This is a genomic window from Arthrobacter sp. lap29 (assembly GCF_032458965.1).
Classification (GTDB): domain Bacteria; phylum Actinomycetota; class Actinomycetes; order Actinomycetales; family Micrococcaceae; genus Specibacter; species Specibacter psychrochitiniphilus.
The window spans coordinates 36,033-60,212 of record NZ_JAUCEK010000010.1 but is presented as its reverse complement, the minus strand read 5'-3'; the positions used below and the strand labels follow the sequence as shown (position 1 = coordinate 60,212).

Genomic DNA, 24,180 nt, shown 5'->3' with positions numbered 1-24,180 from the left:
ACCTGGAGCACTACTGAACCACAAGTACGGGAACGGGCGATTGGTTGACCACTGCAGCGCTGACGGAACCGAGCAGCAAGCCCATGATGCCGCCATGACCACGCCTTCCCACAACGAGCATGCGCGCACCTTCTGCAACGGCGGCGAGCCCACTGGCCGCCGGTCCCTTGATGAGTCGGGCTGAGACAGAGTTGGGTACGTTCTCACCAAAGGCCTGGAAGAGCGCGTCGCGCAGAACCTTTTGCGCACCTTCCTCAAAATTCCCAATGCCCAATGCCGCGTAGCTGGCGTGTTTGGTGGGCATTTCCCAGACCGCTACAGCGTCCACTGCGCCACCTAGCTCTGCTGCCAACCGAGCACCTTCTTTGAGTGCGCGGACGGAGGCTGGCGAACCGTCAACACCAACAACAATACGGACCTCTGGCGTAGCTTCAGACACGAACTGCTCCTTACGGTTGCGGGCGATTCCCGATATTCCTATTCTCCCGTAGAAAGCCAAAATGACGTAGTTGGCCTGTTTTTGGGCTCGCCGCAGAAATTGGATAAATCCTACGCTAAGTGAAAATTGAGCCGCTCTTTCCCGGGAGTCGTCGCGGCTGCCGTAGATCATCCTGTGGAGGTCACCCGGAGTGACGGTGAATCTCTGGTGCTCATCTCAGTTAGTGCAGACCGAGCGCGCACCGCCTTGCTGGAGCTGGCAGCACAGCTTGTTGCGGTCTCACGAGCACCACCGGAACTCTCATCAGGCGCTTGATCGGCCGTTTACGGTGGATGCTGGCACTGAGTACGGCTGACCAGCAAACCTGCGCCAACGATGTCTTGTCCGCCGCACGTGGTTCGTCCACCTGCGGGACATCTAGGTGTTTTTTAGTTGAGTCGTGCTTTTGTCTCAAGTTGTTGATTGCCGTTCGCGTTTCGTCGGCCTTCGATTGCAGGTGCGTGGCCCTATGGTTCGAGACTCCACATCCTCGCAGACACGATATGAAGAAGGTCCCGAAGGTGTCGCTCTGCGGCGGCGGAGTACTGAATTTCAACGGTTCAAGGCGGATTAAAATGAGTGATCGCAATGGCAAACCCGACCCTATTGTCCTCTTGGTCGCGCCAGATGCCAGGTGCGGGGTTTTGCATCCTCGTACCGGGTTATTTTCGGTCACTTCGGCCTCCGTTGAATACCAAGAGGCGCATCCTGTAAACCAACCAGGTTCCCAGTCGTCGTTGAGGACAACCCGAACAAGTACCAGAGCGGCAAAAAGTCCGGACTGCCACACGGGTGTGAGGGAGTCGCTCTACTAACTGCGCCACCAACGCACCCAGCTGAGGTGTGTCAAGGATCTGGGACGTTGATACTGGTATTGGGTGTTCTGCCGGGCATGACCCTATGTGAGACTGACGGCTCCAGGCGGGGTTTGTCTTGAATCTGATCTGTCTGCTCGGCGGACGCCTTCTATTAGGTGGCGGTCAAGCGGGCATGACCTTATAGGAGCTTGAGCACGGCCAGTGATCTCGTCAACGTCTTGTCTGCCAGCCTGATCGCCACCTTTCAATTGTAGGCAGATTGGAAGGATGGGAAACAGGCCATGGCTCAGATTATCGCGGGTGTAGATACACATAAAGACACCCATTACGCGGCGGTGATCAGTTTGCACGGCGAGCACCTCAGCGCGGTGCAGTTCCCGGCAACGAAAGCGGGATATCAGGCACTGACAGCATTTATCACCTGCCAAGGAGAACTCCTGCGGGTAGGAATCGAGGGGACCAACTCCTACGGGGCAGGATTGACCCGTCATCTTCAAGCCCGAAATATTGAAGTCGTGGAAGTGATCCGCCCGGCCAAAATGGTGCGCCGTATGAAGGGTAAATCCGATGCCATTGACGCCTACACTGCAGCGCACACTGCCTTGACCCATCAAGACCTCGTCACTCCGGAAACCAGTATCGGCACGGTAGAAGCCATCCGGGTCATCCATGCTGGGCGCAGATCAGTTCGTGTTCCGTTTCAACCGACGCAACTTCCACACGAGGGGCTAGCTGTTCTTCCGACTACTCGAATCAGCAGTTGCCGGCTTAGCCGCCCCCTACACAAGCGTGGCCGTCATCCACCGAAAGCCGAAGGATGTCCGCATCCTGCCACCGGCGCCCCATCCACTACCGTGCACACTCGCCGGAACACCGCTCGAAAGATCCTGGCGAACCCCACAGGCCGCATAATCACGGCAGTTACATGGATAGCCAATTCCCTAATTTTGCGTAATCCGATAGTCACCGCCAGAACGAGCGCAACCAGCGCGGCGAGGATCGCTGAGGCTGACCCGGCTCTTCGCTCGTTTCCTTGGAGCGTTTCATGCAACGCTCGCATTTACACGGGAAAAGATTCCAAGAGATCAGTTGGTGGACGGTAGTTATGTTCGCTGATGTAATGCAAAACAAGAGTGGGGGCCAGCCACACTCGTTGCTGACGATCGGTAACTTTCAAGCAAGCTGAACCCAGCTGAAGCTGGCCGCCGTGGAACGTCCGGTAGGATATGGGACCAAAACTGCCTGAAGAAGCTGAACAATACTGGCACATATGAAAGCCCCTCGTGACGAAGACAGGATCCATTGCAGCCACTTCAAGAGCCTGGACAAAGGTTTCTGGAAAGAGCCCGGCCGTGTATTCAGATCCTGGTTCAAGCCAGCCAAAGGCGATCCATTGACCAAAGGTGGCTGGAATACCGGAGAGTCCAACAAGTTCTTGATGTTTACTAGGACGCTTCACACGCCCCAACCTCCCTTTAACTTGCGGCTCACCTACCGTTGTTCCATCAGCGATATAGGGCAAAACTACTCCATTCATCAGTTGCTATGGGCTTGGGCTTGCAACATTTCGACAAGGAGCCCAGCCGGAACTTCTACCATTTTTAACGAGCTCGGATAGGCGTGTTGGAGTCTCAACTGTTACCGGGCTACCCACGATTTTCAGCCCTGCTGGCGGATCCAGCAGGTAGTCAGGGACGATATCGCCGGGCCGGGCAACTTCTGCGGCGCGTTGTGTAAACGGCCAGCGAGGAGATAATTCGATTTTATTTCCAAGAGAATCAAAAATTGACTCATTATGAGGTCCATAAAAACGAATCTTGGTTCCAGCTGGAACTGTCACTGTACTCAGGTCACCAGCGAGAATTCCACCGTACCCAGACAATACCTGTGGATTTTTCCCAGCCAGCGCTGCGATCCCATGACCGGCCGAGTTCCCTGCCCCCACCGGTGAATAATCGGGGTCTGAGGATGAGTGGTACGGAAATTCTCTAATGGTTATTGGCAGGTCTGGGACCCGCTGGCAAGATTGATGCCACCTACTACGATGTGACTCACGGAAATTCTGTCCTCAGAGCAATCTGAGTGACTTCAGCGTGACTTGTCCGTCATGGTGGGTGGCACCAATCCGGCCCCTTGACATGGCTTAATAGAAGGCCGTCCACACCCTTACAGGTGCGTGACTCATTAGAGAACTGCCTGCCAAGAATCCTTTCCCGGACGGGTGCCAACCCTTACGGCATCGAACCGAAGAAGGAGGCGAAGCCGTCATGACCATCGTTGCAGAAAAATACGATTACGTCATCGGAATCGACACCCACGCACGCACCCACACCTACGCCATCATCAACACCCACACCGGCACGAGAGAGGCCTGCCAGGCATTCCCCACCAGCACTGCCGGCATGAACCGGGCCCTGGCTTGGATCACCAAACGCACCACCGGCACCCTGCTGGCCGCAGTGGAGGGAACCCGCTCCTACGGGGCCACGATCACCCACGCCCTGACAGAGGCCGGAATCACCGTGGTCGAGGTCAAACCACCACGCAAACAGGCCCGTGCTGGGGTGGGCAAGACCGACGAAATCGACGCCACCGCAGCGGCTCTGGGCATCCTGAATCAGGACACCGAGCGCCTGCTCACACCCCGCACCGAAGGCACCCGCTCAGCGTTGAACGTGCTTGTCGCCAGCCGCGAACGCATCGATGCTGAACGCACCCGGAACCGCAATGCTCTGACCGCCCTGGCCCGGGAAATCGACCTTAGCGTTGATGCCCGTAAAGCCCTGACTGACAAGCAGGTCAGGCAGATCAGCGCCTGGCGTGAACACCCCACCGATTCGGTAGCACAACGCTACGCCCGGGCCGAAGCGATTCGCCTAGCCACAGCCGTGCTTGCCGCTGACAAGTTACTGGCCTCGAACAAGGCGCAAATGGCCGAGCTGGATGAGCAGATAGCCCCTGGTTTGGCCTCCCAGTTCGGGTATGGGCCGGTGACCGTCGCGTGGATCCTGATCGCGTACTCACACCCTGGCAGGGTGCATTCCGAAGCGGCGTTCGCGTCCATGGCCGGGGTGGCCCCGTTGCAGGCATCCTCAGGAAATACGGTACGGCACCGGCTTAACCGGCATGGCGATAGGATGCTGAACCAGGCGGTGGACGTCATTGCCAAGGTGCGGATGCAGTTCGATCCTCAGACCAAAGACTACGTGGAGAAACGCAAGGCTGAGGGCCTAAGCTACCGGGAAATCAAGCGGTTGCTGAAGCGGTATATCCTTCGGAAGGCTTTTCGTCAGCTACGCGTGCTGGTCCCTTGACAGAACCCATAGAAGGGTCACGCTAAGTGGGTTATGTCCGGGTCGGATCATCCTTGGTGTGAACATGCCACGCTCGTAACGGGACCCTTCACCGGGATGGCTGATGCTTTGGCTATGCTCTGTCGGCTAGCTCTTTCATCCGCAGACGCTGCTCTTTCCACTGATCGGGCGTGAGGTCTGGAATGTTCGGCGCGGATGGGCGCAATCCGATGAAGCCGTCTAACTGTTCGCGCACGATATCCAAATGTCCGGCATGACGGTGAGACTCGGCGATCATGTGCACCAGGAGGCGTTCCACCGTAGTGTGCCGATGCTTCATCCACCACGGCACAACGGCCGGGGAATCCAGTTCCAATTCGTCGAGTACTGCATCGGCTGCGGTGGTTGTCTCCCGATAGATCTTAACCACATCGACAAGCGTCATATTAGGCGGAGGGAGGAAGTCTGCCTGAGCGTCCTCGGCTTCGATGACGCCCCGGATAACGGGGTCCTCAATTTCCCGTCCAAGACATGCAATGAAATATTCGGATTCGGTGACGGCCAGATGGAGCAGCAGGCCCATGACATGGGTGCCGGTTGGAGTCAAGGCAGTACGTGCTTGGGCATCACTCAAGCCCTCACATTTCCACAAGATCGCTTCGCGGGCATCGTTCAGATATTCACGAAGCTGCGTCCCGCTGGCATTTTTATCAATTGGCATGAACTGAGTCTAATATTGCTGTCATTCTCAATACCCCTCAGCACAGCCCTCGCCTGTCAGGAGGGGAACCTTGAGCGGGACAAGATAGTGCCGGGCATCTGCAGCGGCTTCGATCCCCGCCGATTCAGCCCAACTTTGGCTACTGAGCGCCCCGTAAATCGGGAATCCCGTGTTCATCCATAGATACTGCTGCGATGATCAACATCAATCACCAAAATGACCAGGCGTGCATCTTGTAGATCGCAGACAATTCGAAAATCGCCGACGCGATACCTCCACAGGCCGGACATCCCTCCAGTGAGGGCCTTGCCTCGGTCCCGGGGGTTTTCGAGCGTGGTGATCGCTCGGAGCGCGGCACGAATACGCCGGGCATTCTGGAGGTCAGCTTTCCGAAACCACTTCGCTGCGTCGGGCGCTAGCTCGACCTCCCAGCTCACTCGATCTCATCCAAAATGCTGGCATCAACCAAGGCATCTTTTAGCCCAAGCTCGCCCTCTATCACGGCAAGAGGCACAGATTGGACACGGCCCGATCGAAGATCCGCAGAACGAGCAATGATGCGCTGTTCCCATTCCAATTCCGAAAGGTCTCGCTCCAATACCTCGCGTACAACGTCGCCTAGGCTGCGCCGAGTTGCTTTGGCGAGCGCTTCAAGACGCTCACGCAGATCTTCAGGAAGCCGTACCGAGATGGGCCGGCCAAGAGGTGTTACAGTGCTCATATAAACATTGTAAACGATGTTTACATTGACTAACAGTGCTCCTGCTCTTGCCTACCCGAGCAATGCTGCTGACGAAAGATACTTCTGTACAATTTCACATTTCCCAAACGACACCTCTACTGAGTGTCCGCGACGCTGCCCGGAGGCGGAACCCTCAGCGGGAACGCCTGATACGGCCGCAGCTCGATTAGCGGCCGGGTCACAGGTCATCCTCCTCCGGGGAGGTGCGCCCGTGGTGTCGGCGCTCCGCGAAGACTACGCTTTGGGGCATGACCGGTTCGAAGATGTCTCAGAACTACACCGACGGTGCCCGGCGGGCGGTGTTCATGGCTCAGGAAGAGTCAAGGTGGATGATGCATGACTCGTACATCGGTCCTGAGCATCTACTATTGGGGCTTTTGCACGCTTTTCCGGACACGGTGCAGACGGCGCTGGGCGTCTGGCCGGACGAGATGCGCGATGCGATAGTGAGTTTCGCCTCCCCTGGTCCGGAGGACACCTCAGAAGAGTTGCCGTTCACCCGCAAGTCTCTGGAGGCACTCAAGACCGCGCAGCGCACCGCGCGGGAGCTTCACTCCGATCACGTCGGGACCAAGCACCTATTGTTCGGGGTGTTAAGTGTCCATAGCGACCGCCTGGATCGGGCGCTGGTCGCTGCGGGTGTGGATCGAGACAGTGCACAAACGCGGGTAATGGCGGCGCTTACGCAAGGGTGACCGGTTGCTCAGAGCTGGGCAACCGGCAGCGATCGCCCGCCGTCCTATCCTCGCAAACACCCGCAAGGGTCCATCCGGATAGGCATCTCGGACCGTCCCGCAAGCCGGTCCGAGACTGACCTGCGGATTCATCGGCGGGCTGGAGCTGAAGAGTTGCCCATGACAGTCCCGGGCGGAACACACTCTAGATTCCGGCGGGGAACCCTGGAACTCAAGGGTTGTTTCCTAAACCGCCAAGCAACCAGCGAAGGGTAAAGAGTGCATATCGCAGCTAAGGGCCGGGCGCGTAGACTGGATACCAGAAGTATTGGGTGGCTAAGGACCAGCGATCATGGCAACACTGAGGTTGACGCACAAGGCAATCGGGGTCGAGGTTCGGCGCGCGCCATATGAGGTTGAACTCGACGGCGACGCAGCCGGGGCGGTCGCGATGAATGAGTCGATCGAGATACCGATCGCAGCTGGCGATCACACTGTGCGCATTCACAGTGGGCGTGACTCGAGTCGCCCCGTGGCCTTCGCCGCAGTTGCGGGCGATACGGTCGCTTACCGGTGCACGGGCAAGAGGTTTCTGCCGCTTTTCCTGGCGTCCTTCATTGATCCCGCATTGGCCCTGGTGCTCGTCCCAGAGCATGAGTAAGAGGGCCACGAGGAGTAGCGGCAATACGGCGGCCACCTGAAGAACCTCCCGCGGGTCAGGGACAGGAACGCTTTTTGGGCAGCAGCAGTCCTTTGCTAAGACGATCGTTTGAGATCCTGATTGTGGGATTTCTACCCATCACCAAGGATCTGATCCTCGGCCCTATCAGCGGTCACTTGGTTGTGACTGTGCACAATTCCCTCGCTCGTCGCCGTGTGTACCGCCCCGGCGCGTCCGGAAAGTTACTCAAACGGTTAGCCTGACGGGTGCATGACTCTGATGGTGATCAGGGTAGACAGTTTCCAGCTCTGCTGGGGGTGGCGCCGCCGCACACGCTGATCCGGCGGTGATTGGGCCGGAAGGAGTCTATGACATCAGGCCTCACTCCCCCTGGTTCTCCAGTTCCTTAGTTCTGGAGAGGAGCGCCCATGCCCCATCATTCAACGAATCCACTTTTGGACTCATCAGCCAAAGACGCGCCCACGGGTCAACGCCGCTAGGAACGGCATGGGCAGATGCAGGCCATTGCAGCGTGGTAGCCGACCTCAGCGTAGTTTTCCCGTCTTCTGCGGCAGCGCCCCATCGTCAAGAATCTCGAGAAGGAACAGACTTGTCCCTCCCAGCTGTGCAGGGTGGATCAAGGCTGTGCAGCCGGTTTGCTGGGTTCAGCCGGCGCTGCCGGGGAAGAAGGCGCTGCTGGGACTGTGGGTTTCTCCGGCGTCGTTGGTTCGCTCGGGACGGACCCTTGCAGAGGATTGGCAGGTTGTAGTGGAGCCTGCTCGGTGCCAGGAACAGGCAACTGCACATCCCCTGGCTTGGGGTCGTTGACCCCTGCAACGTAGGGCGCAGTAGGTGCAATCATGCTGAAGGGAGGCGGGGTGAGAGGCTTTGGCCCATAGCCTTGCGTAGCAGCCGCGGCATTCATGACGGCGGCCCAGTTACTGCCAGCGAGTTGATTGCCGTCAATGTTGGGGTAGTAGATGCCGTTGATGGTGATGTTCTGGTTGATGTACTTATCGTCATTGCCCTGGTAGCTGCCAAACCAGGCCGCTGTGGAAACTCCGGAGTTCCCGCCCACGGTCCACGTCTGGATATTGCCATCCGTTGTGCCCGTCTTGGCGAAAGAGGAGTCCTTGTTGTTGAGCGGGATGGCGTAGCCGGAACCGTTGGTGAGCATATAGTTCAATGCGTGTGTGACACCGGCTGCCACCTCCGAGGTCATGGCTCGCTTGCAGTCGGCGCCCGGAACCGGATACTTTGTGCCGGCCGCATCTGTGACCGAGATCAGTGCGACAGGACTGCAGCGCACGCCGTCGTTGGCAAAGGTGGCAAACGCCGTCGCCATGTCAATGGGGGCCACATCGTGGGTGCCAATCAGTGCCGAGATCTCGGAGAGGTCGTACGGCTTGTTGGTGTGCCCGTCCTTAACCCCTGCGGCCGTGGCCATTTTCTGAATGTTGCAAAAGTCTAGGGCCGTGGCGGTCTGGAAGGTGACCGTGTTGATGGAAATGGCCAGCCCAAGGTACGCCGTCATCGAATGGTAATCGTTGGGCCCGTCATTAGGGAGCAGGCTCTGACCAGGCACGGAAGGATCGTAAGAACCCGTGGTGGTGCCGCAGGAGTTCTTCCACGGATAGCCCACAGGGTATTCCTGCACGGCACCGTTGATGGAGGTCATCATGGAATGGCCGCTGTTGAGCCACTCAGCAAACACAAAGGGCTTGAACGTGGAACCAATGGCGAAGCCACCGGCACCGTGGAGCGGTTGGCCACTGGCGTCATTGACGGGTAAGGCAAAATTGCCCATGTAGTTACCCGGAGCGGCGGCCGGGTTGTAGACGGTGTTTTGGGCCATGGTGAGCACCTTGCCGGTGCCTGGCTGAACACTGACTACGGCGGCACCGCGCTGCAACGGATCGGCTGCGGAGATGGTGTTGTTAACTTGTTCCTGCGCCACCTTTTGCAGTGCCGGTTCCAGCGTGGTCTTGATGCTCAAACCGCCTTGATAGAGAAGCTTGGTGCGAGCCTCTTCCGTGGCACCAAACGTCTTGTCATTGAGGATGAGCTGTTGCACATAGTCACAGAAGTAGGGTGCCATAGTGGCGGCTGTACAGCCTTGGGCAGATCGTGTTACGTGCAGGGTCAATGGAGTCTTGACAGCCGCATCGTGGTCTTTTTGGCTGATTTTTCCCTGCACGAGCATCTTTCCCAGCACATCGTTACGGCGGTCAACCAGATGCTCCGGCTCGGTGATGGGATCGTAATAGCTGGGGTTGTTCACAACTCCCGCGAGTGCAGCAGCTTGGGGAAGAGTCAGGTTAGCCGCTGTGGAATTGAAGTACAGCTTGGCGGCGGCTTCAATGCCGTAGGCTCCATTGCCAAAATAAATGATATTCAGGTAGCCGGCAAGGATCTGGTCTTTTGACATGGTCTTTTCCAAGCTGATTGCCAGACGCATTTCATTGACCTTGTCGGCCATCGTCTTTTCCAGACCGAACTTGGCTTCGTCGGTTTTACCATCAGCCACGAGCTGTTCAATCAGCATGTTATTCACGTACTGCTGGGTGATGGTGGAAGCACCCTGACGGCCGCCGTTGACAGTGGCTACAAGCGCACGCAGGATGCCCGTGGGGTCCACTCCGCCATGTTCGTAGAATCGGGCATCCTCGATAGAGACAATGCCGTCTCTGATAAAGGGTGACATGGCCTTCAAATCAACGATCTGGCGATCTTGTGCATACAACGTGGCGATGGTTGAGCCGTCGGAAGCAAGAATGGTGGTTGCTTGGGGCGGGGCCGCCATATCCAGTGCTGCTGGAGCATTTGTAATGAAATCCTCTGCCCCGCGCATGGCCGTTGTGGCAATGGCTGCGCCCGGTACGAACATAACCGCGACCAATGTTCCTGCTAGAGCGCAGATGGCGAAGAAACGCCCCAACTGGGCCAAGGACCTCCCGGCACCCAGCTGCCCGGAGGGCACTCCGGATGGTTTCCTAGCGGGGCCTGGTTTCGATTGTGCGTCCTGGGCCATGGGCTTTCCCCTCGTTAGCTGCGGTGGCTCGTGCCGTTTCCTCTGCCGGACCATGGTTGGCAACCGACGGCATAGGCACTTTTCAGAGTGCACCTTAAAAATGGGAATTAGCTGAAAGCCCCCTGTCCGCAAATACCTGGCACTCCCGAGAAACAGGCTTATGGCGCTAATTTGGGGTAGTCCGGCTATTTCGTTATTCGAGCCCTGGATTGCCCAATTTGGGTGGCCATGTGGGCGTGACCGCAGCCTTTAAGCCCGGCTATGACTCCGGGAATGTCCGCCTCGGCGCGGTTTTGGCTGAGCTTCTTCTTCGCATCGATTCTTGTGATAATCAATTCGATGCCAACAATGGCTCTCAGCTGAGTTGTGATGAATTTCTTGGGCGCATCCTCAACGTTCCAAGGATGCTCTGATTCGGCTTCATTGACGGCGGTCAGTGTGCGGATGTGGTTGCCAAGCCAGACTTGATCCTCGTAGATCACAAGGTTGCTGTGTAGGTGAACGGTTGAATAGTTCCACGTTGGCACAACGCGTCCAGTGGGCTACACCTATGGCTACGCCTGCCAGACGGAACCAGCCTCGAACGGCTTGCCAGCGATTGTGAGAGAGCCGGAGTCATTAGTGCGCCCGGCGACGAGTGGTTCCCCGCCGAGCCCGCCGGCCCCTTCGTTCGCCTCAACTACTCAGGACCGAATCCCGGGGCCTATGCACAAGGCGCCCGCATCCTGGGCCAGGCCCTAAACCGCAATAGCCAAAAGCTGGGGTCTGGGCAGAACTGGAATAGGGCCATCCTTCACTTACAGAAATGCGTCCTGCAGACAGCAATGGTCCTTCTCCTCGGCTCACACCACCTTCGGGAGGAGATTCGAGCCCGCCTGGGGGCTTCTGGCGGCAAACGTAGTGACGGTGCCCCGCGGGGCAGGAAAAACGCTCTTGGAATGTGGGTAATGGCGGCGGTGCGGGCCGCGGGGTCGTATGCTCGGGGCATGGCTAAATTTTTCGATATCCACCCCCACGATCCGCAGGCGCGTTCTGTCAGCCAGATTGTGGCCATCTTGCAATCTGGCGGTCTCATTGCCTACCCCACGGATTCTTGCTATGCACTGGGTGCACAGCTGGGCAACCGTGAGGCCTTGGAACGCATCCGCACCATCCGACGCCTCGACAGCAAGCACCACTTCACGCTGGTCTGTAAAGATTTTGCACAACTGGGCCAGTTCGTCATGGTTGACAACGATATTTTCCGGACCATTAAGGCTGTGACTCCCGGTCCCTATACCTTCATCCTGCCGGCCACTAAGGAAGTCCCGAAGCGGCTGGCGCACCCGAAGAAGAAAACTGTCGGGGTCCGCATTCCGGATAGCCGCCTGATCCACGACATCCTCGAAGAACTTGGCGAACCCATGCTTTCAAGCACCCTGCTGCTGCCTGACGAGGAAGAACCGTTGACGCAGGGCTGGGAAATCAAGGAAGCGCTGGACCACGTGGTAGACGCTGTCATCGATTCGGGTGACGTTGGCGCCGAACCCACCACCGTGGTGGATTTCTCCAGCGGATATGCCGAAGTAGTCCGCCGCGGCATGGGGGACCCCAGCCGCTTCGAATAGGAGGTCTCTCAGCAGGACGTTCCTCAGGCAGAGCGTTTAGGCCAGCGTGCCTTGCTGGCACAAAGGCAAGGGCCGCCGTCGTGTTCCCTCAAGAACGTCCGACGGCGGCTCTTACCTTGTGCGATTAACCCTGGTTCTCAGCCGGGTATTGCAGGCAGCATCCTAGTGAGCGCGTGCCCCTGAGCGTCGATTCCTGCGCGTCAGCCCGAAGAGAGCGGCCCCACCGAGCATGAATAGCGCCGCGGTGCCGAGGAGCATGTTGCTGGAGCTACCTGTCATGGCCAGGCCCGTCCCGGCCGTTGGACTGTTGGCAGGCACCATGGTCGCACCAGTTGTCGGTGCTCCAGTTGTGGGCGCTGCAGTTGTTGGCGCACCAGTTGTTGGTGCCGCCGTCTCCGGCGCCGGGTCAACGAGGGATACCTCCGCGTTCACTGCTGCAGGGGCAGCCCCCAGGCTCCTAGCAAGTGGTTCAAACGCGGCATAGCTGGCCACCAATTTTGGTGAGCCCCACATTTGCTGCGCGAAGGAATCCTGCCAGGCAAGGAACGCCGTTTCAACTTGCTGTTCTGTCAGCGCGGCAGGGTTGTCCGACCAGATGGAGAGGTGGGCACCCATCAGCGGCTTGTCCGCAGGGAGGTCATAGTCTCCACCATTGCCGGCAACTCCCATGAAACGCCGCGGATTCCAGCGCTCGTAGATACCTTCGGGGTTCTTATTGGGGCCTGTGCCCACGCCGTCGCCCGTCAGGATGAAGTACAGGTAGTCGCCATTGGCGTTGACCATGTCATAGCCGGCATCGGAGATCTGGCCTGCGTTTGGTTTGGAGTTGTTCCAACGAATCCAGCCCTCAACCTCAGCTGACTTATCCAAGTCTAGGATTCCTTCACCGGGATAAACATCATCATTCCATACCTTGGCGGTCTTGTTCTTAGTCTTGAGCAGGGCGATCAGATCATTCATGTACCACTCATAACCATCAAGAATAGTAGCGCCAGGACCCACCTTTTCGGCAGCGAAACTGAGCAGCTGTGGCGCGGAACTTGCCGTCACGGTGTCAGGGCCATTGCCCTGCCAGGGTGCGGGGAAGAATTCGTCGCCCCCTAGATGGAAGTACTTACCGGGGAAAAGATCAGCCATTTCGCCCACCAATTCCTTCATAAAAGCCCGGGCTTCAGGGATGGAGTAGTCAAGGTGGCTATTCAGGGTCTGGCCGTTCCTCAACGTCAGCCGCCACTCGGGGTGCACCTTCAAAACGTGATCCAAATGGGCCGGCGAGTCAATGTCCGGTACCACCTCGATGTGGTACCTGGCAGCCGTTGCCAGCAGGTCCCGCACATCGTCCTGGCTCCAATGTTCAGGGGAGACAATCTCAGGGTGAGTTTTGGATTCAATCCGGAACCCCACGCCGTCGTTCATGTGGAACTGCAAGGTGTTCAGCTTGCGGTAGGACATGCTGCGCATGAGCTGCTCAGCCCACTCCGGTGAGTAATACTTGCGGGCCATGTCCACCATGACACCGCGCTGAACATAGGCCGGCCAGTCGGTGACGGTGCCCGAGTAATTATCCTCAGTTCGGAGCACCTGCAGCAGCGTCCTGCTCGCGTAAAAGGCCCCGGCGGCATCACTTGCGCGGATCTGGAGACCGTCATTGACGGTGATCTCATAGGCTTCCGCCGTGTTGTTGTGGACTTTCGCCAGGGTGAGGTGGATGTCATCCGCATCGACGGGCCCGCCCAGTACTGTCTGGGCAGGTGCACCCAGGTGTCCCTCAGAAGCCAACTCATGAGCCAGCGTGGTGGCTTCTTGGCCAAGCTCTGTGGCGAAGGCCGGGTCCACCACAATCCGTGTGCCAGGCAGCGGGCTCCACGCCGTGACGCCGGGTTCAAAGGTCTGCACATTGGGAACCAGCGCCGCCGGAGCGGGCAGGGTCTGCTCCGCAGCAAATGCCAGTCCCACCGGAATGCTCGAGCAGGCCAGGACAGATGCTGCGGCCATGATGGCCAGCTTTCGATTCAATGAGGGCATGCGGGCAACTCCTGAAAGCCAACGACTAAAAATGTGGCACTAGATGATCAGATATGAAACATTCATAGTAAAACTACGGTCTTGCGATCAGGAAGGTGCAATTGTGACGTGGGCAACTAGACCCTATTCCGGCGGTGCTGGTGAGTGCACGGTTCTTCCCGCGCCGCCCAGATCCCCAGGTGCTGATCAACACCGCGCTGCCCAGACTGCTGAGACAGGGCTGACACATTGGAGCCCGCTATTGCGTGGCTCTAGATCTTCGGCTCCGTTGTGGTTAGCGTGGGAGTGGTTGGAATGAATGCTGCTCCGGCCTCAAAGAGTCCACACGAGCATCAAAGAACAAGGGAGTTGCCATGGTCACCAAGAGAACAGCCCATGCGGGATACACGGTTCCGGGCCTTACGTTGCAAGACGGCCATAAGATGGCCACCTTGCTTCAGCCCCGTCTCCACGCCCTGAACGATCTGCAGTTAACGCTCAAGCATGCGCATTGGAATGTGGTGGGCAGGGACTTCATCAGCGTCCACGAGATGCTTGACCCCCAGATTGATCTGGTGCGGGCCATGGTGGATCAGACGGCAGAACGGATTGCCACCTTGGGTGTCTCCCCCAACGGCCTGCCCGGCGCTCTCGTGTCCGCACGGTCCTGGGACGACTACTCGATTGGGAGGGCGCACACCTCAGCCCACCTTGCCGCACTGGATCTGGTGTACACCGGCTTCCTCAAGAGCCACCGCGAGACTCTGGCGAAGGTGGGCGCCCTGGATCCGATCACCGAGGATATGCTCATCCAGCAGTGCGCACAATTGGAGTTGTTCCAGTGGTTCATGCGCGCACACTTGGAGGACGACGACGGGGACCTCGCCAGTGCCGGGAGCAAGACCGAACGTTCGGCGGCGGCCAAGGCGCCAAAATAGTGCCGATTCAACACACTGCCGCAGGTGCCCGTACCGATTATCCACGCACCGCCATTGTTACGGGCGCCGACTCTGGCATAGGCAAGGCCACGGCCATTGCCTTGGCCGGTGCGGGGCATGATGTTGGGTTTACTTGGCATGACGACGAGGCCGGAGCCGCCGATACCGCCAGGAGCATTGAAGCCCTGGGTCAGCGTTCTCATGCCGCGTGGTTGGACACGAGGAACTTCGCAAGCTGTGCCCCCGTGATCACGGATCTGGCTACTGCGCTGGGCTCGTTGGGCGTGTTCGTGAACAATGTGGGCATTGGTTTGAACAAGTCCGTCATAGACACTGAACTCCAGGAGTGGCAACGGATTCTGGACACCAACCTCAACGGCGCTTTCTTGTGTATGCAGGCAGCCGCGAAGATACTAGTCGCCGGCGAAAAAGGGGGCCGAATGGTGGTGGTCACAAGCATTCATGGCCATCAGCCACGGTTTGGCTTTGGTGCGTATTGCGCCTCTAAATACGGTCTGGACGGCTTGACCAAGACGCTCGCCTTGGAACTTTCCGGCCATGGCATCAACGTCAACGCCGTGGCACCGGGTGAGATTGCCACGCACTTGCCTGTGACTGAGAGCCGGCATCCGCATGAGATCCCGCGCCCGGGAATCCCTTTGGGCTATGGCGGTACAGCCGAGGAGGTGGCTGCCGTCATCACCTTCTTGGCCTCCCCCGCTGCAAGTTACGTCACGGGGGCCAGCTGGGAGGTAGACGGCGGCATGGCCGAAGTGGGCGCCCAAGCCAGCTCGCACTTGACCAACAACGATTGGCGGGAGGCCACAAGAAGTGGCACCAGCCAAGCTTCCGAGGAATGAATCAGAACAGTGTGAATCCAAACAGTGCTAACCGGAACAGGCTGATTCAGGACATGCGCTTCTTGACCTTGGCGGTTGCCGGAGCGCTCCATGGATCTTCGGGCCAGGGATGTTTGGGATAGCGCCCACGCATCTCGGCCCGGACCTGTGCGTAAGGACCACTCCAGAAAGAGGCTAAATCATCCGTCACGGCCAGCGGCCTGCGCGCGGGTGAGAGCAGATGGAACAGCACCCGCACCCTGCCGTTGACCAGATGGGGAGTCTCTGCCAGCCCAAAGCATTCCTGTAGCTTAACGGCCACCACGGGAGGGCCCTCCTCGGATACTGCGGGGTAGTCGATCCGGATCTGGGAACCGCTCGGCACGGCCAGCGATTCAGGGGCCAGCTCGGCCAGACGCGATGCCTCGGGCCACGGTAGGAGCCTGCGCAGCGGATCTGTCAGTGAAAGCGCGGACAACGCACGTCCCCCGGCAACAGCCTCAAGTTCCGGCCCGAGCCAGTCCGGCAGGCGGGCCAGTAGCGCCTTATCGCCAACGTCCGGCCACGGGGATCCCACCACACGGTGCAGCAGCGCCATGCGGCGGCGCAACATATCCGCGCTGACCTGCCAGTTCAGCAATCCTAGGCCCTCCTTGGCCAGCGCTGCCGCCACCGCCTCACGTCCTTGCGCGGCGGTCGCCTTCACGGGGGTAGAGGCGAGGATGATCGCCCCAAGCCGGCGCTCCCGCCGGGCCGAGACCCTACCGCTGTTAAACGTTGCCACCACGGAGTCCTGGAGCAGATGTGCTGCCACGATTTCCACGAGCCCCTGATCCAGCGGCGCCGCAGAACGGATGATGGCGCCCGTGCCAGCAGCATCACGGCCCTGCGCACGGGCAACATCAGCCACAGCTAACCACTCGTGCCCCGTCAGTGCACTGCCCGCCGGCAGACCGGCCCGGGTGCCGGAGGAAAGCAAATATTGCGCACCGGCGGCGTTGGGGACCAGCCGCGCCACCTTATCAGGAAAGGCCAGCCCGACGACGAACCCCACCACATCAGCCCGCCCCACCGGTGGAATTGAACCGGCGGAAAGAGGCCCAGCGGGCATGGAGCCAGGGAGGATTGGATCGGCGGGGATGGAACCAGCAGTACTTGTGCCGGCGGCCGTGTCCTTCTCCGGCTTGCGGGCATCCGTCTGCACGAGTTGTTCGAGCCGGCGCACCTCCTGGTTCCAGCGGCGCGCAGCGGGGTCCCCTGATGCACGCAGGCCGGAGCGCATGGTGGAAAGTAGTGCCTGCAGATCGGCGCCGGGAGCCCTCCCGTCACCGGATACCAGAGCCACAATTTCGGCGGCCGCCGTGGCGCCTACCACGGAGGCTCCGTTGAGTAGCGCACGGGCCAGGCGGGGATCTGCGGGAATCTCCGCGAGTGTCTTGCCAAGCGCCGTGGCGTGCCCTGTGGCATCAAGGGCACCCAGGCCCGTCAGGGTGTCCACGGCCGTAGCCATGGACTGAGCGCTGGGGGCATCGGGCAGCCGCAGGCCCACTCCCCCGGGGGCACCCCAGCATGCCAACAGCAGGGCTGCGGCACTGAGATCGGCAACAGCAATCTCAGGCATGGGGTGGGCCGGTGCCGCGGCAAAAGTCTTTTGGTCGTAGCAGCGCACCACGGTGCCAGGGCCCAGCCGGGCTGCGCGGCCCGCACGCTGTTCGGCCGAGGCTCGTGAGGTGGAAACCGTAACGAGCCCCGTCATCCCCCGCACCGCGTCACGGCGGGGCTCGCGTGAGAGACCGGAATCAATCACCAGGCGCACCCCCGGTACCGTCAGCGAGGACTCCGCCAAGGAGGTCGAAACAATGATGCGCGGGGCTCCGCCAGGTTCCCGTGCCGAAACGGCACGGTCCTGCTCCCGGGCCGAGACCTGGCCGTGCAACTCCAGCACCTCGGTTCCGTGAGCGGATGAGCGCAGGCGGGAGGCAATGTGGGAGACTTCCCAGGCGCCGGGAGCGAACACGAGCGCGTCAATCTCGTGGTTCTCGGCGAGGGCGCGTGCATGGAAGGTGGCGGCAGTGTCAGCAACATGGTCAAGGAAAGCGCGGGTGATGCCGCGCTGGTCAAGGCGGGGCTGGGCAGGAGGCGCCCATTTAACCTCGAGGGGGAACAGCGCCGAGGGGCAGTCAACCACGGGAGCCGGGGACCCGGCGTCGTCCGGGCCCAAGAGCCGGGCAAAACGGGCCGCATCCAGCGTGGCTGACATGGCCACAAGGCTCAGATCGCCGCGTAGTTGCCGGACTTCGCCCAGCAGGCCCAGCAGGAGATCGGTGTCCAGACCGCGCTCGTGGACTTCGTCAAGGACCACAGTGCTGACGCCTTCCAGCCCCGGGTTGTGCAGCAGGCGGCGTAGCAGGATCCCAGGGGTGAGGAATTCAATGATGGTCTCGGCGCTCACCCGGCTTTCCCCGCGCACGGTGTAGCCAACCTTGCTTCCGAGAGCGCTCCCATCCAGGCTCGCCAAGCGGCGGGCGGCGGAGCGGACGGCTACCCGGCGAGGCTGGGTCACCAGGATCCGCTGTGCGGAACTCGCAGCGAAAACGTTGGCGGCCAGGGGTGGCACCAGGGTGGTTTTACCCGTGCCCGGAGGTGCCTGAACCACGGCAGCAGCGCCCCCGTCTGCGTCGGAGGCAAGGACGTTGGCCAGCTCGGGCAGTGATTGGGCAAAGACCAGCCCCTGCCCAATCGCAGCAAGGTTGAAGGGCCCCTGCGGGAGATGCCCCACAGCGGGCGTAGACAGGGAACTCAACTGATCTGAAGTTCGCCCATCTCGCCCCAGGAATCGCCCTCAACCTTGCGCGAAACAATCTTTGGGGTAGAGATTAGCGCCGGGCGCATGGTCTCTAGCCCTGCCTTGAAGTGGTCGCTGTTGACGTGGGCTCCGGCGGCGTCATCGTCCAGGAACGCCTCAATCAGGATGAATTCATGGGGGTCAGCGACGCTGCGTGACCAATCAAACCAGAGATTGCCCGGTTCGGCGCGGGTTGCCTCCGTGAAGGGCCCCACACGCTCCATGAACGTGGCGGCGGACTCGGGCTTGACCTGAAATTTCACAACAATGAAGTACATGCTGACAAGTCTAGGCCAGTGACGGAGCCACACCCTGCCCCTTGCTGGCGTTGTAGCCCCGTTGCGAGCTAGCTGGCTACGTTCTGTTCACCAGCCGCGCTCTCGCCACTGCGGCAAGGAAGACCGTTCGGCACCCAGAGTGGTGCCATCCCCGTGTCCGGGAAGCACCTGTGCGGAGTCAGGATAGGGGGCGAAGAGGCGGTCCTTGACGTCGTCAAGCAATTGTGTGAAGCGCACCGGATCCGCTCCCGTATTCCCCACGCCGCCAGGGAACAAGGAATCACCGCTAAAGATGATGGGGGCACCGCCCTTCTCGGCCGTCAGGACAAAGGCTATAGAACCCGGTGTATGGCCGCGCAGATGAACTGCTTCCAGGGTGATGCCGTCCACGGAAAGGATGTCACCATGGTGCAGGGGGCGATCGGTAGAAACCCCGCATTCTGCGGCGATTCCCTCAACATCTTCAAATCCAGCTGCCGTTGGCACCCCTGTTTGGGACACGAGCGCCCCCAGCGCCCGGACATGATCCCAGTGCTGGTGCGTGGTGGCGATCATGGCCAGGTGTGGCACTACCCCGCCCGGGGAATCGTGTGCAGCGTCCGCAATAAGACTATTGATGGCGGGGAGGTCATCCGCGGCGTCAATGAGAATTTGTGCACCCGTAGCCTTTGCCGTAATCAGGTAGACGTTGTTGGCCATCCCGGACACCACGGTGCGGCGCACTGTGTGGGACGGCAGATCGTAAAGAATAGAGGCAGCTTCAGTCATGCGCACCAGCTTAGCCGGGCATCCGCGGTTGCGGTTGAACGCTGGGCCAACTCGACGCCATGCACTCACTGGACCTAACCTGTGGTGGAGTCCTACCTGGGGCGGAAACGCGGGCCTGGCCAATGCCAGTGCTGCAGCAGCCCTGGGCGTGCCATCAACTGTCTTTGTCCCGCTCACTGCTCCGGCAGTGAAGGTGGCCGCGCTGGGCAAGGTGGGGGCCGCCGTCGTACAGGAAGGCACAGAGTATGTGGACGCCTACCAGCGGGCCATGGACTTTGTGGCCGCCAGCGGTGCACTCTATTGCCACGCCTACGATCAGCCTGAGATTGCCGCTGGTGCCGGAACCATTAGTTTGGAACTTGAAGAACAGCTCGACGGCGTGGACACTGTCCTTGTTGCTGTGGGCGGCGGCGTTGAAAGTGTTCTGGTCAGTGATGAGCAGATCGCTGCGGCACGCATTTTCCTGTGGGAAAACTACCGCATAGTGCTTGAAAATGGTGCCGCCGCGGCCTACGCTGCCCTGCAATCCGGAGCCTATGTACCGCGCAGTGACGAACGTGTTGCCGTCATACTGTGCGGTGCAAACACCGATCCTGCAGGGCTGTAGACCGCGGCGCAGTGGAACGTGCGCGGCGGCTAGTTCCGTTCCGAGTTCAGGTCCGTGGCAATGCCGCCGCCCTCATGACTCTTGCCGTTCTGAGCGTTCTTGCCAACCATGCCCTGAATGAGCCCAATGATGTCCAGACCCGTGGAGTCCTTGATCAGCTGGGTGGTTTCTTGGACACCGCTGGAGACATTCTTGCTCAGCTGGCTCGCACCGTCGTTGGAAATAACTGTCATGTCCTTGATGGCAGCCATGGGAGCGGCCACCTCGCGGGCCATGGCAGGGAGCACTTCCAGAACCTTGCTGAGGATGGCTGCCTCGTTGAACTTCTCGTAAGCTTCAGCCTGCGCGGCGATGCCGGCGGCCTCTGCCACACCCTTGGCCTCGGTGGACTCGGCCTCAGCCTGTCCCCTAGATTTGATGACGGCGGCATCTGCGCGTCCGCGAGCCTCGATGACTGCTGCGTCAGCGTTGCCTCGCGCCGTGTTGGCTGCAGCGTCAGCCTCGGCAGCCACCCTGTCACCCTCAGCGGTCAGTTTACGCTTGGCAAGTTCAACCGTGGCCTCAATTTCAGCGGCTTCAGAGGCGCGGCGCCGTTCCTCCAACTTGGCATCAGCTTGTTGGATCAGACGGTACTTCTCGGCATCTGCGGGCTTGCGCACCTCAGTGTCCAGCTCCCTCTCGCGCAACTCGGCACGGCGCAGGGCAACCTGCTGGTCCCGAATGATAACCTGCTCCTGCTGCTCGGCTGCAGCTAGCGGACCGGCGGCGTCGGCTCGTGCCTGGCGGGCATCTGCAACTTCCTTGAGTTCGGCACGCTTGATGATCAGCTGCTGCTGTGCCAGGGCCACTTGTTCATCAGCAATGGCCTTGGCCTGCTCGGCTTCTTGGAGGAACTGGGCCTCTGCGATCTTGGCATTCTTCTCGGCCAGGGCCGCCTCGGGGCGGCCCAGATTGCGCAGGTAGCCGGTCTCGTCATCTACCGACTGGATCTGGAAGGTATCAATCTCCAGGCCCTGGTTGTGCATGGAATGCTCCGCCTCTTCCTTCACGCTCTTGGCGAAGGTGGCACGGTCCTTGATGATGGATTCCACCGTCAAGGTGCCCACAATGGAACGCAGCGAACCCGAGAGGGTCTCTTGGGTGTAGTGGTCAATGGCATCCTGCTGATTCAGGAACCGCTGGGCAGCTTTGCGCACGGAATCTGCGTCGCCACCGACCTTCACCTGGGCCACACCCGTCAGATGCAGCTTGATGCCGTTCTTGGAAATAGCCTCGATCTTCAACGAAACCTGCCGGGAGGCCAAGGACAACGGGTAGGCGCGCTGGGTGAAGGGGTTGATGAAGATCCGGCCAAAAACCACACGCTGGCTGTTCGGATCCGGCTGGGCCTTATTATCCTTGGAAGAAATAACCAGGGCCTGGTCCGGGCTGGCAATATGCAGGGCCATCCGCGAAATGATGGCTGCAATAATAGCGAGCACCACCAGAACGCCGAGCCCAATGAACAATGGAATGAGCGTCAATACTGAGGACATGACACCTTTCAAATCTCGCGGCGGGCGCTGCTAAGACACTGACGTCCCGCCTGGTTCCTCCAATCCTACGGACACCAGAAGATTTCTCCACTTAGTGGAGTAACATGCCCCCGTATTGCTATTTCATACCGGCCGCCACGGGCACGTGCTCTACTGCGTTGCGCCGGTGGATGTTCTTGGCATTGCGGTTGAAACCCTTGACATCCATGTTGTTAGCCAAGCGGAAATCGGCAAGCGCCTGATCATAGATTTCATTCATTCGCCGGCCCGAGTATTCCCCTGTGGTGCCGTCGGTGAAGCTGATGGAAATCATGGTCTGCGCAGGAAAGTGCCTGCTCATCCGTACATATCCGTCGGTGTCTTGTGTGAGCTGAATCAAGGAGTTCCGTTCCATGGGCTGAGAGGGCGTGGCGAGTGTGGTGTTTGTTGCTTTTGTTTCGTTTGTTGCGGGCGCTGTGGGCAAATCCTGCTGGCTCGCACTACTGCTGGCGCGAACTACTGGAGGCGCGTGCGCACCATATCCGAGATGGCCTTGCCGTCAAAGCGGCCCGCGATTTCGGCCGTAATGGGCTTCATAGCCACACCCATTTGACGCATGGACAGCTCGCCCTGTTCAGCTTCAAGACCGCTGATGATCCGGTCCACGATTTCCTGTGCTTCGCCAGCGCTGAGAACCTGGGGCAGATAAGCCTCGATGACGCCGGCTTCAGCCAGCTCGGCTGCGGCCCGGTCAGATTCCCCGGCCTCAGTATAAATCTTGGCCGTATCGTGACGTTTGGCTGCTTCCTTCTGCAACAAGGTGATGACCTGAGCGTCATCAAACTCGATGGGGGTCTTGCCACCCTTTTCACGCGTTTCAATCTCACCCAAAACGTTCCGGACAGTAGTCAGGGCAATCTTGTTGCCGGCTTTCATGTGCGTGATCACGTCATTCTTGAGTTGCTGCTTCAGCGTGGACATTCTCTCCCCTAAATTTGTCAGGCTGCCGCTCTGCGGCCACCGCTTTCCATTATTCCACTCTGCGCCGGCCCATGGGTTCCGAACCTAGCCTGAACGCGGAAGTGCGAGCGGGCCCCAACACCGGGGCAAGTCATGGCTGGTAGAGGCCGGGCCTCTTGGACGGTGCCGGGCTGGGGAGCACCGGGCGGATTCAGGGAATGACGCTGTGTGAGGTGTTCGCGCCCCTCTCTTGATGAGTGCGCGGCCCTCATTTGATGGGTGCGCGGTGATACGGTGCCAGCTGATAGTGAACCTCCACGCCCAGCGCGGCAGCCGCCCGCAGCGGAAAGTTGGGATCACGCAACAATTCACGCCCCACCATGACCACATCGGCCAGCTCTGTGGCCACAATCTGCTCTGCTTGCTGGGCACTTGTAATGAGCCCCACGGCGGCCACCGGTATTTGCGCTGCTGTTCGGATAGCCGTGGCCAAGGGTACCTGGTAGCCGGGGCCCACAGGGATGCGTGCGGGAACGTTTCCGCCGGAGGAAATGTCCGCTAGGTCCGCACCGTGCTCGGCAGCCCAGCGCGCAACTCTCGAGGTGTCCTGAAGGCTCCAACCACCGTCCACCCAGTCAGTCGCCGAGAAGCGCACCATCACGGGTATGGAGGGGCCGACGGCGGCCCGGACGGCGTCGATGGTTTCCAGTAAGGCACGGGCTCGGTTACGCAGCGAGCCACCATAGTCATCGCTGCGCATGTTGGTCAAGGGTGAGAGGAACTGGTGCAGAAGGTAGCCGTGGGCGGCATGAATTTCGATCAGTTCAAACCCGGCCTCAACAGCCCGTGCGGCAGCGGCACCAAAGGCTGCGACTATCTGGGCAATACCTTCCGCGCTAAGGGCGGTTGGTGTGTCATAGCCGGGAAAGGAGAGGGCACTGGGCGCTACGGTGACCCATCCGCCGTCGTCTTCGTGGACGGTCCCTTGACGCTCATCCCACGTGCGGAAGGTGGACGCTTTGCGGCCGGCATGTGCCAGCTGGATGCCCGCCACCGCGCCCTGGCTGCGGATGAAGGCCACGATCCTGGCGAAGGCATCACGTTGGGCGTCATTCCACAGGCCCAAGTCTTGCGGAGAGATGCGTCCTTCAGGAAGCACGGCCGTGGCCTCGGTAAACACGGCACCGGCACCGCCTTTTGCGAAGGATCCCAGATGCACCAGATGCCAATCCCCAGCCATCCCGTCCTGTTGTTCCGCCGAGTACTGGCACATGGGGGTAACCCAGAGCCGGTTGCGGACGGATACACCGCGCAGGGTGATCGATTCAAACAGTGCGCTTCTCATGGGGGAATACTACTGCGATGAGACTGGGATAAAGCCTTGAGAAACGCATGTGAGCGG

At 59.9% G+C, this 24,180-nt stretch carries 25 protein-coding genes and 1 pseudogene; 9 read left to right on the top strand and 17 right to left on the bottom strand.

Annotation, left to right across the window (positions count from 1 at the left end):
* Positions 1-10 precede the first annotated feature (10 nt).
* Positions 11-439, bottom strand: a complete 429-nt coding sequence (locus tag RY113_RS15975) for a universal stress protein (RefSeq protein WP_315915366.1) — start codon at positions 437-439, stop codon at positions 11-13.
* A 1,138-nt stretch (positions 440-1,577) separates the two neighbouring features.
* On the opposite strand from RY113_RS15975, the gene RY113_RS15970 reads away from it, so the two are divergent.
* Entirely contained in the window at positions 1,578-2,399 is an 822-nt protein-coding gene (locus RY113_RS15970; protein WP_315915364.1) for a transposase, read from the top strand.
* Here RY113_RS15970 and RY113_RS15965 read toward each other — a convergent pair.
* The gene (locus RY113_RS15965) at positions 2,357-2,818 is read right to left on the bottom strand and encodes a hypothetical protein (protein ID WP_146213055.1); all 462 of its coding nucleotides are present in this window, start codon (positions 2,816-2,818) and stop codon (positions 2,357-2,359) included. The genes RY113_RS15970 and RY113_RS15965 overlap by 43 nt on opposite strands.
* 21 nt (positions 2,819-2,839) lie before the next feature.
* Positions 2,840-3,241: a putative adhesin gene (locus RY113_RS18545; RefSeq protein ID WP_396334253.1), complete on the bottom strand. Its 402-nt coding sequence runs from the start codon at positions 3,239-3,241 to the stop codon at positions 2,840-2,842.
* A gap of 322 nt (positions 3,242-3,563) precedes the next feature.
* Between RY113_RS18545 and RY113_RS15960 the strand changes: the two genes are divergently transcribed.
* On the top strand, positions 3,564-4,610 hold the full coding sequence (locus RY113_RS15960; RefSeq protein ID WP_154606175.1) for an IS110 family transposase: 1,047 nt from the start codon (positions 3,564-3,566) through the stop codon (positions 4,608-4,610).
* 112 nt (positions 4,611-4,722) lie between these two features.
* Here the strand turns inward: RY113_RS15960 and RY113_RS15955 are convergent, their stop codons facing one another.
* From RY113_RS15955 to RY113_RS15940, 4 genes are read right to left on the bottom strand one after another with little or no spacing between them, the layout of a single operon-like run.
* Positions 4,723-5,310, bottom strand: coding sequence for a DinB family protein (locus tag RY113_RS15955; protein WP_315915362.1), 588 nt, complete (start codon positions 5,308-5,310; stop codon positions 4,723-4,725).
* A 27-nt stretch (positions 5,311-5,337) separates the two neighbouring features.
* On the bottom strand, positions 5,338-5,487 hold the full coding sequence (locus tag RY113_RS15950; RefSeq protein ID WP_315915361.1) for a hypothetical protein: 150 nt from the start codon (positions 5,485-5,487) through the stop codon (positions 5,338-5,340).
* Entirely contained in the window at positions 5,484-5,747 is a 264-nt protein-coding gene (locus RY113_RS15945; RefSeq protein WP_315915360.1) for a type II toxin-antitoxin system RelE/ParE family toxin, read from the bottom strand. The genes RY113_RS15950 and RY113_RS15945 overlap by 4 nt, the downstream gene beginning before the upstream one ends.
* Complete coding sequence (locus RY113_RS15940; protein ID WP_315915359.1) at positions 5,744-6,031, bottom strand: ribbon-helix-helix domain-containing protein; 288 nt, start codon at positions 6,029-6,031, stop codon at positions 5,744-5,746. Before RY113_RS15940 ends, RY113_RS15945 begins: the two co-directional genes overlap by 4 nt.
* A 269-nt stretch (positions 6,032-6,300) precedes the next feature.
* Between RY113_RS15940 and RY113_RS15935 the strand changes: the two genes are divergently transcribed.
* Entirely contained in the window at positions 6,301-6,747 is a 447-nt protein-coding gene (locus RY113_RS15935) for a Clp protease N-terminal domain-containing protein (protein WP_315915358.1), read from the top strand.
* 331 nt (positions 6,748-7,078) lie between these two features.
* The gene (locus tag RY113_RS15930) at positions 7,079-7,387 is read left to right on the top strand and encodes a hypothetical protein (RefSeq protein ID WP_110106814.1); all 309 of its coding nucleotides are present in this window, start codon (positions 7,079-7,081) and stop codon (positions 7,385-7,387) included.
* Between the two features lie 637 nt (positions 7,388-8,024).
* Here the strand turns inward: RY113_RS15930 and RY113_RS15925 are convergent.
* Positions 8,025-10,418, bottom strand: coding sequence for a transglycosylase domain-containing protein (locus tag RY113_RS15925; RefSeq protein ID WP_315915356.1), 2,394 nt, complete (start codon positions 10,416-10,418; stop codon positions 8,025-8,027).
* A 185-nt stretch (positions 10,419-10,603) separates the two neighbouring features.
* Positions 10,604-10,900 (bottom strand): FMN-binding negative transcriptional regulator, encoded by a 297-nt coding sequence (locus RY113_RS15920; protein WP_315915355.1) that lies wholly within the window; start codon positions 10,898-10,900, stop codon positions 10,604-10,606.
* A 57-nt stretch (positions 10,901-10,957) separates the two neighbouring features.
* Here RY113_RS15920 and RY113_RS15915 point away from each other — a divergent pair.
* Positions 10,958-11,164 (top strand): annotated as a pseudogene (locus RY113_RS15915) (PLP-dependent aminotransferase family protein); the annotation flags it as partial.
* Between the two features lie 240 nt (positions 11,165-11,404).
* Positions 11,405-12,025: an L-threonylcarbamoyladenylate synthase gene (locus RY113_RS15910; protein ID WP_110106883.1), complete on the top strand. Its 621-nt coding sequence runs from the start codon at positions 11,405-11,407 to the stop codon at positions 12,023-12,025.
* Positions 12,026-12,187: 162 nt separating this feature from the next.
* On the opposite strand, the gene RY113_RS15905 is transcribed toward RY113_RS15910, so the two are convergent.
* Positions 12,188-14,050 carry a family 20 glycosylhydrolase gene (locus RY113_RS15905; protein WP_315915353.1) on the bottom strand — a complete coding sequence of 621 codons (1,863 nt, stop codon included), beginning with the start codon at positions 14,048-14,050 and terminating at the stop codon, positions 12,188-12,190.
* 353 nt (positions 14,051-14,403) lie between these two features.
* Here RY113_RS15905 and RY113_RS15900 point away from each other — a divergent pair, with 353 nt between their 5' ends.
* Both RY113_RS15900 and RY113_RS15895 read left to right on the top strand, forming a co-directional pair.
* Positions 14,404-14,967 carry a Dps family protein gene (locus RY113_RS15900; protein ID WP_110106818.1) on the top strand — a complete coding sequence of 188 codons (564 nt, stop codon included), beginning with the start codon at positions 14,404-14,406 and terminating at the stop codon, positions 14,965-14,967.
* Positions 14,967-15,827, top strand: coding sequence for an SDR family oxidoreductase (locus RY113_RS15895; RefSeq protein ID WP_308467726.1), 861 nt, complete (start codon positions 14,967-14,969; stop codon positions 15,825-15,827). Before RY113_RS15900 ends, RY113_RS15895 begins: the two co-directional genes overlap by 1 nt.
* A 46-nt stretch (positions 15,828-15,873) precedes the next feature.
* Here RY113_RS15895 and RY113_RS15890 read toward each other — a convergent pair whose 3' ends face one another.
* From RY113_RS15890 to RY113_RS15880, 3 genes are all read right to left on the bottom strand, one after another.
* On the bottom strand, positions 15,874-18,609 hold the full coding sequence (locus tag RY113_RS15890) for an ATP-dependent RNA helicase (protein ID WP_396334252.1): 2,736 nt from the start codon (positions 18,607-18,609) through the stop codon (positions 15,874-15,876).
* Positions 18,606-18,929, bottom strand: coding sequence for a putative quinol monooxygenase (locus RY113_RS15885; RefSeq protein WP_315915352.1), 324 nt, complete (start codon positions 18,927-18,929; stop codon positions 18,606-18,608). The genes RY113_RS15890 and RY113_RS15885 overlap by 4 nt, the downstream gene beginning before the upstream one ends.
* 87 nt (positions 18,930-19,016) lie before the next feature.
* The gene (locus RY113_RS15880; protein ID WP_315915351.1) at positions 19,017-19,697 is read right to left on the bottom strand and encodes an MBL fold metallo-hydrolase; all 681 of its coding nucleotides are present in this window, start codon (positions 19,695-19,697) and stop codon (positions 19,017-19,019) included.
* Here RY113_RS15880 and RY113_RS15875 point away from each other — a divergent pair.
* The gene (locus RY113_RS15875; RefSeq protein WP_315915350.1) at positions 19,696-20,304 is read left to right on the top strand and encodes a pyridoxal-phosphate dependent enzyme; all 609 of its coding nucleotides are present in this window, start codon (positions 19,696-19,698) and stop codon (positions 20,302-20,304) included. The genes RY113_RS15880 and RY113_RS15875 overlap by 2 nt on opposite strands.
* 29 nt (positions 20,305-20,333) lie before the next feature.
* Here RY113_RS15875 and RY113_RS15870 read toward each other — a convergent pair whose 3' ends face one another.
* The 4 genes from RY113_RS15870 to RY113_RS15855 form a co-directional block, all read right to left on the bottom strand.
* Complete coding sequence (locus RY113_RS15870) at positions 20,334-21,839, bottom strand: flotillin family protein (protein WP_110106823.1); 1,506 nt, start codon at positions 21,837-21,839, stop codon at positions 20,334-20,336.
* 118 nt (positions 21,840-21,957) lie between these two features.
* Entirely contained in the window at positions 21,958-22,233 is a 276-nt protein-coding gene (locus RY113_RS15865; RefSeq protein ID WP_315915348.1) for a hypothetical protein, read from the bottom strand.
* 101 nt (positions 22,234-22,334) lie between these two features.
* A complete protein-coding gene (locus RY113_RS15860; protein ID WP_110106824.1) occupies positions 22,335-22,799 on the bottom strand; it encodes a GatB/YqeY domain-containing protein in 465 nt (154 codons plus the stop codon).
* Between the two features lie 247 nt (positions 22,800-23,046).
* Positions 23,047-24,123: an NADH:flavin oxidoreductase/NADH oxidase gene (locus RY113_RS15855; protein WP_315915347.1), complete on the bottom strand. Its 1,077-nt coding sequence runs from the start codon at positions 24,121-24,123 to the stop codon at positions 23,047-23,049.
* Positions 24,124-24,180: the final 57 nt, after the last annotated feature.